We start from the raw sequence: 12,983 nt of genomic DNA on the forward strand, positions 1-12,983 counted from the left end.
ACCTCTTCCATAGAAAATTCCAGGATCAAAGCCCCGCGGACGCGCCGCGGGCCTCGATGTGATCCCGTTATAGGTATCTAAAGAACGGCTTTCAACGCGGCCGATCCAACTTCACCGTAAATCCGGAAAAATAGTTGGCTTTGCTCAGCTTTTCCGCCGCCAGGTCGTGAAATGCATGGCATGGCTGTCCTTTTCCCCCTGCGGCAGGGGCTCGTCCACGATTTTGTCGAACAGGGCCTGGTCGATGGACGGAAAGAACGTATCGCCGTCGATATGGGCCGCGACCTCGGTGACATGCAGAACATCGGCGCGTGGCATGACCTCGCGGTAGATCTGCCCGCCGCCGATGATACAGACCTCATCGACCTCGAGTTCGCGGGCCCGCCTGCCCGCCTCGGCCAGCGCCGCGTCCAGAGAGCGGGCGACGAATGCGCCTTCCGCCACGAAGGCCGGATCGCGGCTGATGACGATATTGGGCCGGCCGGGAAGCGGCCTGCCGATCGACGCCCATGTCTTGCGGCCCATCACCACCGGGCGCCCCAGCGTCAGCGCCTTGAAGCGCTTGAGATCGCTCGGCAACCGCCAGGGCAGGTCGCCGTCGCGGCCGATGACCCCGTTCGATGAAACGGCGACGACGAGGACGATCTTCGGATCAGACATGAAGTTCGTCCGGCTTGCTGTCGATGGCACGCGCGCGGGCCAGTGCCGGCCGTGCCGTCATGGTCTCGACATAGCGGTCGACGACGGCGCTTTCCGGCAGCAGTCTGCGCATCCAGCCGAGCGCGCTGGCAAGCAGCAGATCGGCGGCGCTGACCGTCTTTCCAAGCAGGAACGGCTGTTTCGACAGCGTTTCGATCACATGCACGCACATTTCCTCGTAGATCTTCGTCATCTGCGGATTATTGGCGGCAAGTCCGCCAAGAAAGGCGCTTCCGGACGGCTCGATGACGCCGGCGTAATAGGCGAGCCAGCTCAGATAGGCGCCGCGCTCCGCATGACCGGGTGGGCGGCCCAGTTCTGAATTCGGGTAAAGCTCGGTCAGGTACTGCACGACCGCCGTGGATTCGGTAACGAGCGCATTGTTGTGCAAGAGCGCCGGCACCTGCTTGTGCGGATGCGGATTGTTGTCGTCCGGCCCGCCGGAGCCGTCCCAGCGGCGGATCGAGACATAGCGTATGTCGTAGTCGGCGCCCAGTTCCTCAAGCAGCCAGATGATGCGCGAGGAGCGCGACTGCGGCGCGTGGATCAGTGTCAGCATGTGTTCCTCCGGCCAAGGTTGGATGACGCTCCGGCTGCCACCATGCCACCGTCGCGGTTATTTTGAAACCTGCGCCCTGATATGTGGCGCGGCCTCGTAGCCGACCAGTTCGAAATCGTCGAACTGGAATGAAAAAAGATCCCTGACCTCGGGATTGAGCCTCATCACCGGCAGCGGCCTTGGCGCCCGCAAAAGCTGTTCGCGCGCCTGGTCGAAATGATTGTGGTAGATATGGGCATCCCCGAAAGTGTGGACGAAATCGCCCGGCTGGAGGCCGCAGACCTGCGCCACCATCAAGGTCAGCAGCGCATAGGAGGCGATGTTGAACGGCACGCCGAGGAAAATATCGGCCGAGCGCTGGTAGAGCTGGCACGACAGCTTGCCGTCCACCACATAGAACTGGAACAGGCAATGGCAGGGTGGCAGCGCCATCTCGTCCACCAGCGCCGGGTTCCAGGCCGAAACGATGTGCCGGCGCGAATTGGGATTCGTCCTCAGCCCGTCCAGCAGGGCGGTTATCTGGTCGAGATGCCGCCCGTCATGGGTCGGCCAGGACCGCCACTGGTAACCGTAGACGGGACCGAGATCGCCGTTCTCGTCCGCCCATTCGTTCCAGATGTTAACGCCGTTTTCCTGGAGATAGCCGATATTGGTATCGCCCTTCAGAAACCACAGCAATTCATGGATGATCGACTTGAGATGCAGCTTCTTGGTGGTCAGCACCGGAAAGCCTTCCGAAAGATCGAACCGCATCTGGTGGCCGAAGATCGAGCGCGTGCCGGTCCCCGTCCGGTCGCCGCGGTCGGAACCGTTCTCCATCACATGGGCCAGGAGATCGAGATATTGCTTCATGGGTCGCCGCCGAGTCCTCTGCCCTGATTGATTCTCTTCTAGGCCCAACACGACGGCGAACCAATATCCAATCCCCGGTTTCCCCAGCTCTGCTTCACTCAGTCGGGGAACGCGCGGTGCGTCAGACCGTTTCCAGCTTGCCGAGGTTCTTTGCCACCAGATAATAGAAGGTCACCCGCGACTTGGAGCGATCCGCAGCCATCGCCTTGGCGGCGGCGTCGATGGCAGCATCGGCATCGGCTCCGGTAACGCCGAGTTTCTTGCCGCACCATTTTTCCTTGACGCGCGCCAGTTCCGCCGGATCCGAAGCGGAAACCAGCGAGGAATCCCTGTTGCGCAGCGCAATACCGAGATGTTTGACGATTTTGCTCACCACCGCCTGATCGGCGCCGCTATCGTATTTCTGCACATCCGCGAGATAGTCGGTCATGATGTTTCCTTCATAAGCATGGGTTCAATACGCCGGCCTCATGACGGCGCGATCCGAGTTTTTCACGCTCCGCGCACAAGTCAAGGCGAGGCTTTTCAACCGAAAGGCGCAAATCATCTAATTTCGACAGGCCCCCTTTTCTTGAACATCGCAAACACCTATATCTGTTATGCCGTCTTCGGGCGGCTATGGTGATAAATAGGCGGTGAAATAAACCTATTGGACCCGGGGGCGGTACCCGGCGCCTCCACCAAAAACCGGTCGTTTCGATGGACCGGCTTTTGATGGGGGCGAAATAGGATCGACAAGGGCGTAAAGATCGACTTTTTACCCGGCATTGTACCACCGTTATCGGGCTAAACTAGTAGTTGCAAACGACAACTATGCGGAAGCTCGTCTCGCTGCTTAATCGCAGTGTGACACTTCAAATCAAGTCCTAAGGGGTCGCACTCTTGGGCGGGGTCCGAAGGCACCTGGCAACAGAAGCCTTCACCTTCTCCCCCGCCTTGAAATGGTCTATAGATCATGCAAATTAGCTAGCATGCGCGCCTTGGCCCGTGTACAGAGCCGACGGCATCATGTGACAGTGTTGAGTGACAAGAAAGACGGGGATCCGATGGGTCAAGACCATATCCGCTACGACATTCTCGCGCAGGACGCGCTTCGCAGCGTCATCCGCAAGGTCCTGATCGAGGTCGCAGCCACAGGTCACCTCCCCGGCGATCATCATTTCTTCATCACCTTCCTCACCGGCGCGCCGGGCGTGCGCATTTCCCAGCATCTCAAGGCCAAATATGCCGAGCAGATGACCATCGTCGTGCAGCACCAGTTCTGGGAACTCAAGGTCACGGAAACCCTGTTCGAGATCGGCCTGTCCTTCTCCGATACGCCGGAAAAACTGGTCATCCCCTTCAACGCCATTCGCGGCTTCTACGATCCGTCGGTGAATTTCGAGCTTGAATTCGATGTCGCCGCCGCCGAGGAGGACGAAGGCGCCGAGATCACCGCCTATCCGGTCGCTCCCGTTGCTTCGGTCGAAAAGCCCGGCGAGCCGGAAGCCGAAGTCGCCGCGAAGCCGGCCGAAGACGGCAAGAAGGAAGGCGGCTCCGTCGTCTCGCTCGATTCGTTCCGCAAGAAAAACTGAGCCGCAAGAAAAACCGAGGCGCAAGAAGAACAGAGGCGCTTGCCTTTCCCTGGGGGGTCGCAATGACAGGCGATGTGGTCAATCTGCGCCAGGTCCGCAAGCGCAAGGCGCGGGCGGAGAAGGACAGGAACGCCGAACAGAACCGCATCAGCTTCGGCCGCACCAAGGACGAAAAGTTGCTGACCGGGAAACTGAACGACAAGGCCGAAAAATCCCTGGACCAGGGGCGGCTGGACCGCCCCGCCGACAAGAACTGACCCCTCCCAGCGAAAGCGGCCGCCGACATGCCCGTGATCCGCAAGCATTCCGCCACGCTGCACGGCCACAGGACCAGTTTCTCGCTGGAAGAGCCCTTCTGGCAGGAACTGAAGGCGATCGCCGCAAGCCGTGGCATGCCGTTGGCCGGCCTGATCGCAGAAATAGACGACAGTCGCGATCCCGCCAGCAATCTCTCCTCGGCGCTTCGCGTCCATGTGCTCACCTGGCTCAAGACCCCGCCATCCGACAGAGCCGGCGACCCATCCTGACGTCTGCCGCACCGTTGCCGCGCCATGCGCCGGGAAGACCGGCTCGCAATACCAGCGCGCAGACGGTCCGCGAATGCCGGGCCACCGCCTCGTTCATTCAGCAATCGGGCGCTTTGCCGCTAGGGCGTGACGCCGGGAAGCGCGTCGAAATTGAGCACCGGGTTGCGGGTCGCCGGCTCCTCGACCGGCGGTGATATGACGGCGCCATCCTGCGGCGGCGTCAGTTCGCCGCCCCGCACCACGCCGCCCGGATCGAAGGGCAGCAGATCGAGGTTCTGCTGTTCGGCCTTGCGGGCGGCCTCCTCGGCAGCCCTCGCCTCATCCGCCGCCTTCTTCTCCGCCAGCGCCCTTGCGGCGGCTTCGGCCTTCTGTTGCGCCGCAGCCTCGGCCGCCATCTGCCGCCGCCTCTGCTCTTCCACCGCCCGCAGGCGCTCCGCCTCGCGCTCGGCCGCCTTGGCCTTGTAGAGTCCCACTTCACGGCGCAGCCGCTGTTTCTCCAGCACATTCGCCTGCAGGATATCGACGCGGCGGCGCTCGCGCTCGAAGGCCCTGAGCGAGAGGAAATTGGTGAGGTCGGTAACGTCAAGCGTTACGCCCGGCGATGACAGCAGCCCGGCATAATCGAGCCGCGCCTGCGCTTCGGCACCTGTCACCGCCGCCTCGCCCGGGCGAAAATTCACGTCCATACCGGCCCGCATGCGCTCGTCGGGAAAGTTGATCTCGAGGTCGCCGGTCAGGGCAGCGGCGGCGTCTCCCGCTGTCACGTTCTGCGCCCGCAGCATGCCGCCGGCAATGTTGAAGGGCATTTTCACCGCCCCGATCGCCGCCTGCCCCGAAAAAATCGCCCGCGCCGCCAGCGGCTGCACCGCCTCGGGCGTGATGTCGCCCTCGATCCGGTCGGCGGCGACCATGATGGCCGGCAACGCCCCGGTGTTCAATCCATGCACGATCACATCGTGCAGCACCGCCGTGCCCGAGCCGCTCAGCGATTCGGCCATGGCTCGCGGGCTTTTTCCGGAGGCTTCCAGCGCCAGCGCCAAGTCGAAGCGGCCGGTTGCGACCGGTTGCCCGCCGGAGGTCCAGCCGACGGCCGCAAGATCGCCGCCCGTCAGATCGAGCCGCGTCTGGAGGAAGCCGGCGCCATTGCCGTTGCCGAGGAGAAGCCGGCCCTTCACCGTCCCGCCCAGCCATTGTCCCGAAAGCCCGTCGATCTCGACCTGGTCGCCCTTCCAGGTGAACCTGCCGGCAAGATCGGAAACGGCGCTGTAGAGACCCGGCCAGAATTGCTTCGCCGTCAGGTCGATCGCCACGTCGAACCCGCTCCAGGCCGGCCCGACGACTGTGGCCGCCGACAGGGCGCCCGTCGCGCCTTCCTGTACCTGACCCAGAATGCCCTCGCCGAGCCAGGCAAGATCGAGCACATCCACGGAAATCTTGCCGCCGGCCTTGCCCGGGCTCGTCCTGTCGAGAGTAACAGCGCCGGAAAAGCCATTGCCGTCGGCCTTGCCGCTTATATTCGAAAGCGCCACGGCCTCAGGCGTCGTTGCGATATCGGCCGTCAGCGCCAGCGGCAGGCCGGTGCCCATCTGCGGCAGGCCGATGCCCTGCAGGAGCAGGAAGGGCTCGAAATCGCGGCTTTCCAGCGTCAGCTTCGATTGCCCGGACAGGAAAGCGTCGCGCGCGAGGTCGATATCGCCATTCAGCGACAGCGAGGTCTGCCCGGTGGTGAAGGTCAGCGCGGCATTCGCCTTGTCGTCCTCCGTGCTTTTCAGCTTCAGCGATATCAGTCCGTTCGGATCTGCGTCGAAAGGCAGCGGGTCGAAACCCGCCTGCCCCAGAAGGATCGGCGTCGAGGGGTTTTCGAGCGTCGCCTCCAGCGAAAGCCCCTGCCCCTTGAGCGCCTGGGCAAGATCGGGCGCCTGGTAGTTGGCGGCGATCTTCGTGCCGTTCGCCGTGCCGACAATACCGAAGGTGACCGGCGCCTTGCCGTCCGGGCCGCCTGCCGTGAGGGTGAAATCAAGCGCCGTGTCGGCGTAATAGGGACCGCTCGCCACCAGCCGCGCCATGGCGGGATGGGCGGGCGCATGCCGCGCCAGCATCTCGAGGAAGGGGGTGAGGTCCGGCGAGGCAAGCTTCATCTTGGCGGTAATCGATGGCGCCGAAAGATCGCCGCCCATGCGACCCGACAGGGCAAGCTGGGCGCCGGCAATGGCGCCGACCGAAACCCGCTCGGCCTGCAACTGGCCGTTCTTCAAGGTCGCCACCACCTGCACATCGCTGGCCTCCTCTCCGAAGGCGGAGAAATGCTCGGCGGAAAGATCGGCGGCGATCGTATGGGAAAGCACGGTCGCATTCGAGGCATCGCCCGCCACCAGACCGGCCAGCGCCTGCAGCGCCTCCAGGTCGATGCGGTTGCCTTCGAGCTGCAGCGAAAGCGTCGGCGGCACGTCGTCGAGCGCCTGCCGCTCGATCCGGCCGCGCAACACGGCAGGTCCCGCCGCCACCTCCAGCCGCTCGAACTGCTGCAGCCGGTCGGTAATGTTCACGGTCGCCGAAAAACCGGCGGTCTTCAGCTTGCGGATGGCCGGATCGACGGAGCCGGCAAGCCAGGCGGCAAGGCCGGATGGCTGGTTGGAGGCAACCAGCAAATCCCCGCGAAAGGCCCGCTGGCCGTTCAGTTGCAGCCGTCCGCTTGCCTCCAGCTGGGTGCGGCCGGGCAATTGCGCCACCGCCTTGTCGATCATCCAGCCGCCGCGGTCCGGCCTCAAGTCCAGCCGCACGTCGCGCACCGTCGTATCGCCGATGACGATCGCCGGCAGTTTCAGGCTCGCCCGGCCCGGCACCTGCGGGATCGGGATGTCGGCGGCGATCGCCAGCATCGCGGCCAGCCTCTGGCGCACCGAGATCGCCGGATCGCGCCCGGTCTTGCCGGCCACGCCGGTATTGCCGATGCGGCTGACATCGATCTGCTGGCCGTCGGCGAGCAGAAGGAATTCCTGGTCCTTGCCGGTGTCCAGCGTCGCCTCGCCGGTCACCAGATAGGGATCGTCCTTTGGGCCGATCTCCAGCCGGTAATCCGGCACCCGGATGCGCTCGTTGGTTAGCTGGAATTCGCCGTTCACCCGAAGCGCCGCGCTCTCCTCGGCGTCCTTCTGGTCTTTGTTCTCCGTCAGCGTGAACTTGCCTTCGTAGAGCGGCTTGAAATCGACGATCTTGAGGTCGCCGTCGAGTTCGACCCCGAAAGGACGGTTGTCGGGCGTTAGCCGCGCCCGAAGGCCCAGCGAGCCTTCCTTGTCCGCTTCGCTGCTGGAGAAGGCAAAGCTGCCCACCTCCCCGTCAAGGGCTGCCCGCCCCTCCATCTTCCACGGCCCGGCCAGCGAGCGGGCGGAAAGATCAGCCTCCAGCCCGGTAATGCGCCTCGTGCGACCGGTCTGCTCGTCGATGAAATCGATCTGGCCGTCGGTAATGGCGACGTTTTCAAGCACGACCGTCTTTGCGGGGATCGATGCCCTGCGGCCCCGCGCCCAGTCGAGCGTGCCGTCCGGCAGCAAGCGGATCTTCGCCTTCGGCCGCTCCAGCCGCATGTCGAAGATCAGCGCTTCGCCGGAAAGGAAGGGCGCCAGTTCGGCATCCATGGAAAAACGCTCGACCTGGATCAGCGGCTCGCCGGTTTCGGACTGGCCGACGCGCACATCGTTGAGCGTCACCGAGGGAAAGGGAATGAGCCGCGCATCGACGCTGCCATGCACCACCACCGGCTTGCCCATGATGCGCGTCGCCTCGCGCTCGAAATCCTTGCGGAAATCGGTCCAGTCCACGAACAGCGGGGCGATCAGCGCCGCAAACAGCGCCACCACCAGAAGACCACCAACGGAAACCAGAATTCGCGAAAGCACCAGTTGAAGACCCTCACCATTGACCATGGCAGATAGCGCCACCGGCGGCGCCGACCACTCCTTAGCATCCGGGCGACATTTTCACATGGCAAAAATCTTGCCGGGATTGAAGATATTGCCGGGGTCGAGCGCCCGCTTCACCTGGCGCATCAGGTCGAGCGCGTCGCCAAGTTCCGCTTCGAGAAAGGGCATCTTGCCCTGGCCAATGCCGTGCTCGCCGGTGCAGGTCCCGTCCATGGAGAGTGCCCGTTCGTTGAGCCTTGCGACAAAGGCCTCGGCGCGAACGACATCGGCCTCGTCCTTGTCGTCGAACAGGAGGCCGACATGGAAATTCCCGTCGCCGGCATGGCCGACGATCGGGGCGATCAGCCCATGGGCGGAAATATCCGCATGCGTCGCCTCGACGCAATCGGCAAGCCGCGAGATCGGCACGCAGACATCGGTCGAAAGGATGGCAAGGCCCGGCGCCAGGCTTTTCTGTGCCCAATAGGCATTGTGGCGCGCCTTCCACAGCGCATTGCGCTCGTCGGTATTGGCGGTCCAGAGAAACGGCGAGCTGCCGAATTCGGCGGCAATCTCGCCGAATTGCCTGGATTGCAGTGCGACGCTTTCGGCATTGCCGTGAAACTCCACGAACAGGGTCGGCGCCTCCGCGAAAGACAGCCCGGAATAGGCGTTGCTCGCCCTCATCTGCAGCGCGTCGAGCAGTTCGATGCGGGCAACCGGAATGCCCGACTGGATCGTCAGGATGACGGTATTGCAGGCATCGCCGACCGTCGGGAAGGAGCAGACGCCGCCGGCGATCATTTCGGGAATGCCCTGCAGCCTGAGCGTGATCGAGGTCAGGATGCCGAGCGTGCCTTCGGCGCCGACGAAAAGCCGGGTCAGGTCGTAACCGGCGGAGGATTTGCGCGCACGGTGGGCGGTGCGGATTTCCCGGCCCGCCGCCGTCACGGCGGTGACCGAGAGCACATTGTCCTTCATCGTGCCGTAGCGCACCGCATTGGTGCCCGAGGCCCGCGTCGACGCCATGCCGCCGATCGAGGCATTGGCGCCCGGATCGATCGGGAAGAAAAGCCCCGTATCGCGCAGATGGATGTTGAGCGCCTCGCGGGTCACGCCCGGTTGTACCGTGCAGTCGAAATCGCTGGCATTGACCTCCAGCACCTTGTCCATCCGGCTCGTATCGACGCTGATGCCGCCATGCGGCGCATTGATATGGCCCTCGAGCGAGGACCCCGTGCCGTAGGCGATCAGCGGCACGCCGTGCTCAGCGGCAATGCCGACGATTGCCTCCACCTCGGCAACCGTCTCGGGAAAGACCACCCCGTCGGGCAGTTGCGCCGGAAGATAGGTCGTTGTGTGCGCATGCTGGGCGCGAACGGCCTCGCTCGTCTGGAACCGGTTGCCGAATCGCTCGCCCATCAGCCGCAGCGCCACCGCCATGCCTGCTTCATTGCGACTGCCCGCCTTGATTGCCTTCAATGCCATGTCCGCTCCCTCCGCGACCTCTTGGCCATCGCGGAAATTCTTGGATTTCAAGGCGCTACTGTGCAAACCGGAATCATTTTGTCCAGAACCTCATCCGGAAGCTGAACGCCTCAGCCTCAAATTGCGTCGGGGTGAGACTGTCCGGTCACAGCCGCATGGCCACCCGCCATGTTCACGGGCAGCGGGTGGATGGCGCGGGCGGACTGTCGGCCGAAATCCCCGCATCCAATGTCATTCGGCGGCCTTCGCCAGGCCCAGGTCGTCGGACTTCGCCAGTTCCAGCTGTTCCGCCTGCGCCAGTTCCCGGGCAAGGCGGCGTTCCTCGTCCGCATGCGGCTTGGTGAAGCGTGCGATCACCAGATAGGCGACGGGCGTCAGGTAGAGCGTCACCACCGTTGCCAGCCCCAGCCCGCCGACCAGCACCCAGCCGAGCGCCACGCGGGCTTCCGCACCGGCACCGCTTGCCAGCACCAGCGGCAGGGCGCCGACAATGGTGGCGATCATCGTCATCATCACCGGCCTCAGGCGGATATTCGACGCATTCTCGATGGCCGAGCGCAAATCTTCGCCCCGATCGCGCAGCTGGTTGGCGAATTCGACGATGAGAATACCGTTCTTCGCCATGATGCCGACCAGGAGCACCAGCCCGATCTGGCTGTAGATATTGAGCGTATTGCCGGTCATCAGCATGGCGAAGACGGCGCAGGCAAGCCCGAGCGGCACCGTCGTCATGATGATCAACCCGCTGATCAGGCTTTCGAACTGGGCTGCCAGCACCAGGAAGATGATCACTAGCGCAAAGCCGAAGGTAATGAACAGGCCACTGGCATTCTCGTTCAGGGTCGCGGCTTCCGCCAGCGGCACGACGCGCGAGCCCGGCGGCAGCAGCGGCTCGGCCATGTCCTCCACCATGGAGAGCGCATCGCCAAGCCCGACGCCGGAGGCCAGGCCGGCCGAAAGCGAAACCGAGCGAAGCTGCGATTCGCGTGACAGGCGCGGCGCCACCGCCTTCTCCTCGATGCTGGCAATGGTGGAGATCGGCACGATCTTGCCGTCGCCGGTCTTGAGGAAGATGTTCTGCAGGTCTGTGGGATCGTTGACCGGATTGGTCGTCGACAGGAGCTTGACCGGATAGGCCTCGCCCTCGACGAAGACATCGAGCACGCTGTTGCCGTCGAGCATGGCCTGCAAGGCCGAGGAAAGGCCCTTGATGTCGATGCCGAGATCCGACGCCCGCTCCCGGTCGATCGTCACCGACAATTGCGCCTGGTTGGCCTCGTAGTTCAGCCGGACATTCTCGAAAGCGGCGCTGTCTTCCATCTGGCGCACCAGCTGCGCCGCCGCGGCACCCAGCTTGTCATAGTTGTTGCCGACCAGCGCCACCTGCAGGCCATTGCCGGCACCGCGGATGCCCAGGCTGTTTGGCTGCACCGGAAAGACGCGGATCGAGGGTATTTCAGCCGCCATTTTGGTAATGTCGTCGGAAATCTCCTGCTGGCTGCGCTCGCGCTCGTTCCAGGGCGCCAGCACCAGGATCATGAAGCCGCTGTTGACCGAGCCGCCCTGGCCGGAGATCGAAAACACGCTGGCCACCTCGCCGTTATCGACCAGCGGCTGCAGCCCCTCCTCGACACGGCGCATCTGGGCCTGCGTATAATCGAGCGAGACACCCTGCGGCGCCTGGATGCGCACGAAGATGCGCGAACGGTCCTCGGTCGGCGTCAGTTCCGATTTCAGGAGCGTGAAGGCCCCGGCCCCGGCCAGCGTCACCATGGCCGCAACCATGAAGACGATCAGCGGCGCATTCAGGCAGGCCCTGAGCGTACGGCGATAGAAACCGGACGAAAACCGGCCGACCCGCGCCAGGAAGCCGGTCTGCGCGTGCTCCTCGCTATGGGCTTTCAGCATGCGCGAGGCCAGCATCGGGCAGAGCGTCAGCGAGACGAAGGCCGAAAGCAGGATGGCAAAGGCAAGCACGAAGCCGAATTCCCGGAACAGGCCGCCGGTCTGCCCCGGCAGGAAGGAAAGCGGCACGAACACCGCCGCCAGCGTCGCCGTGGTGGCGATCACAGCGAAGAACACTTCGAGCGTGCCCAGCACCGCCGCCGCCCGCGCGCCCATGCCCTCGCCTCGCCGCCGGACGATGTTTTCGAGCACGACGATGGCGTCGTCGACCACCAGCCCCGTCGCGAGCACGATGGCCAGCAATGTCAGGATATTGATCGAGAACCCGGCCATGTAGATCGCCGCACAGGTGCCGATCAGCGCGATCGGCATGGTCAGAGTCGGAATGAGCGTGGCGCGCCAGTCGCGCAGGAACAGGTAGATGACGAGGGTGACGATGATCACCGAGGCCGCAAGCGCGATCTCCACCTCGTGGATGGCGCCTTCGATGAACACCGCATCGTCGATGGAAACCTCCAGCCGCGTGCCTTCCGGCAGGATCTTGGAGATCGTCGCAACCGCATTCTTGACGCCTTCGGAAATATCGAGCGTGTTGGACTGTGCCTGGCGGATAATGCCAAGGCCGATGCCCTGGCGTCCGTCCGAGCGCAGGGAGGAGGTGCCGAGATCAGGCCCGAGCGTCACCGTCGCCACGTCGCCGAGGCGGACATTGTTGCCGAGCATCAGCTTTTCGAACTGGTCCGGCGTCTGCAGGTCGGCGGTCGCCCTGACCGAGATTTCCTGGTCGGCGCTGGTCAGCGATCCCGCCGGCACGTCGAGCGCGGCCGTCGCCAGCGCGTCGCGAAGACTGACCACCGTCAGCCCGCGCCCGGCGAGCTTCGACTGGTTGACGTCGATGCGGAAAATCTTTTCCTGCTCGCCGTTGAGCTGCACGTCCGCGACGCCCTCGACAGCCGCAAGCCGGTCGGTCACCTCGTTTTCGGCAAGAAGCGTGAGGTCCTCCATCGACAGCGTGTCGGATGTGAGCGACAGGCGGATGACCGCCTGGCTATCGGAATCGGCCTTGATGATGCGCGGCTCGTCGGCATCCTCGGGCAATTGCCCGGTCACCCGCCCGAGCGCGTCGCGGATATCGTTGGCGGCCTGGCCGATATCGGTCGTATCGGAAAACTGCAGTGTCACCCGGCTCTGGGCATATTGCGAGGTCGAGGAAATATCCTTGATGCCCTGCACCCGCGAGACGGCGCCCTCGATCACCGAGGTCACCTCGCGGTCCACCGTTTCCGGCGAGGCGCCGTCGAAATTCGTGCTGACGGACACCACCGGCCGGTCGACCTGCGGCAATTCGCGGATCTCGATGCCGTTCAGCGCCGCGAGCCCGGCGACGATGATCAGCGTATTGACCACCAGCGCCAGGATCGGCCGGCGCACGAACAGCGCCGTGAACCCGGCCTTGCCGCCGCTTTCCCCTTGCATCTTG

10 protein-coding genes and 1 other RNA gene are annotated in these 12,983 nt (G+C 64.0%); 4 read left to right on the forward strand and 7 right to left on the reverse strand.

The window, feature by feature from the left end; all coding sequences use genetic code 11:
• Nucleotides 1-144 precede the first annotated feature (144 nt).
• The 4 genes from ASD31_RS02110 to ASD31_RS02125 form a co-directional block, all read right to left on the reverse strand.
• Nucleotides 145-660, reverse strand: a complete 516-nt coding sequence (locus ASD31_RS02110; RefSeq protein ID WP_056328610.1) for a dihydrofolate reductase — start codon at nucleotides 658-660, stop codon at nucleotides 145-147.
• A complete protein-coding gene (locus ASD31_RS02115) occupies nucleotides 653-1,258 on the reverse strand; it encodes a glutathione S-transferase (RefSeq protein ID WP_056328612.1) in 606 nt (201 codons plus the stop codon). The genes ASD31_RS02110 and ASD31_RS02115 overlap by 8 nt, the downstream gene beginning before the upstream one ends.
• A gap of 57 nt (nucleotides 1,259-1,315) precedes the next feature.
• Nucleotides 1,316-2,110 (reverse strand): thymidylate synthase, encoded by a 795-nt coding sequence (locus ASD31_RS02120; protein WP_056328615.1) that lies wholly within the window; start codon nucleotides 2,108-2,110, stop codon nucleotides 1,316-1,318.
• Between the two features lie 121 nt (nucleotides 2,111-2,231).
• Entirely contained in the window at nucleotides 2,232-2,540 is a 309-nt protein-coding gene (locus ASD31_RS02125; protein WP_056328616.1) for a DUF2853 family protein, read from the reverse strand.
• Nucleotides 2,541-2,672: 132 nt separating this feature from the next.
• Here ASD31_RS02125 and ssrA point away from each other — a divergent pair.
• The 4 genes from ssrA (at nucleotide 2,673) to ASD31_RS02140 (ending at nucleotide 4,211) form a co-directional block, all read left to right on the forward strand.
• Nucleotides 2,673-3,034: a transfer-messenger RNA gene (ssrA, locus tag ASD31_RS25125) on the forward strand.
• 122 nt (nucleotides 3,035-3,156) lie between these two features.
• The gene (locus ASD31_RS02130) at nucleotides 3,157-3,684 is read left to right on the forward strand and encodes an SspB family protein (RefSeq protein ID WP_056328619.1); all 528 of its coding nucleotides are present in this window, start codon (nucleotides 3,157-3,159) and stop codon (nucleotides 3,682-3,684) included.
• Nucleotides 3,685-3,746: 62 nt separating this feature from the next.
• On the forward strand, nucleotides 3,747-3,941 hold the full coding sequence (locus ASD31_RS02135; RefSeq protein WP_056328621.1) for a DUF4169 family protein: 195 nt from the start codon (nucleotides 3,747-3,749) through the stop codon (nucleotides 3,939-3,941).
• A 33-nt stretch (nucleotides 3,942-3,974) separates the two neighbouring features.
• Complete coding sequence (locus ASD31_RS02140) at nucleotides 3,975-4,211, forward strand: ribbon-helix-helix domain-containing protein (RefSeq protein ID WP_056329318.1); 237 nt, start codon at nucleotides 3,975-3,977, stop codon at nucleotides 4,209-4,211.
• A 119-nt stretch (nucleotides 4,212-4,330) separates the two neighbouring features.
• On the opposite strand, the gene ASD31_RS02145 is transcribed toward ASD31_RS02140, so the two are convergent.
• The 3 genes from ASD31_RS02145 to ASD31_RS02155 form a co-directional block, all read right to left on the reverse strand.
• Nucleotides 4,331-8,107, reverse strand: coding sequence for an AsmA-like C-terminal region-containing protein (locus tag ASD31_RS02145; protein WP_056329321.1), 3,777 nt, complete (start codon nucleotides 8,105-8,107; stop codon nucleotides 4,331-4,333).
• 81 nt (nucleotides 8,108-8,188) lie between these two features.
• Nucleotides 8,189-9,598, reverse strand: coding sequence for an FAD-binding oxidoreductase (locus tag ASD31_RS02150; protein WP_056329324.1), 1,410 nt, complete (start codon nucleotides 9,596-9,598; stop codon nucleotides 8,189-8,191).
• 231 nt (nucleotides 9,599-9,829) lie between these two features.
• Nucleotides 9,830-12,979 (reverse strand): efflux RND transporter permease subunit, encoded by a 3,150-nt coding sequence (locus ASD31_RS02155; protein WP_056329327.1) that lies wholly within the window; start codon nucleotides 12,977-12,979, stop codon nucleotides 9,830-9,832.
• Nucleotides 12,980-12,983: the final 4 nt, after the last annotated feature.

The sequence above is a fragment of the Rhizobium sp. Root482 genome, from assembly GCF_001426565.1.
Lineage (GTDB): Bacteria > Pseudomonadota > Alphaproteobacteria > Rhizobiales > Rhizobiaceae > Pararhizobium.

What these genes read in the sequence shown, in the direction of transcription:
- ASD31_RS02130 (WP_056328619.1), top strand. Translation starts at nt 3,157, where the DNA reads ATGGGTCAAGACCATATCCGCTACGACATTCTCGCGCAGGACGCGCTT.
- ASD31_RS02125 (WP_056328616.1), bottom strand. Translation starts at nt 2,540, where the DNA reads ATGACCGACTATCTCGCGGATGTGCAGAAATACGATAGCGGCGCCGAT.
- ASD31_RS02110 (WP_056328610.1), bottom strand. Translation starts at nt 660, where the DNA reads ATGTCTGATCCGAAGATCGTCCTCGTCGTCGCCGTTTCATCGAACGGG.
- ASD31_RS02115 (WP_056328612.1), bottom strand. Translation starts at nt 1,258, where the DNA reads ATGCTGACACTGATCCACGCGCCGCAGTCGCGCTCCTCGCGCATCATC.
- ASD31_RS02155 (WP_056329327.1), bottom strand. Translation starts at nt 12,979, where the DNA reads ATGCAAGGGGAAAGCGGCGGCAAGGCCGGGTTCACGGCGCTGTTCGTG.
- ASD31_RS02135 (WP_056328621.1), top strand. Translation starts at nt 3,747, where the DNA reads ATGACAGGCGATGTGGTCAATCTGCGCCAGGTCCGCAAGCGCAAGGCG.
- ASD31_RS02120 (WP_056328615.1), bottom strand. Translation starts at nt 2,110, where the DNA reads ATGAAGCAATATCTCGATCTCCTGGCCCATGTGATGGAGAACGGTTCC.
- ASD31_RS02150 (WP_056329324.1), bottom strand. Translation starts at nt 9,598, where the DNA reads ATGGCATTGAAGGCAATCAAGGCGGGCAGTCGCAATGAAGCAGGCATG.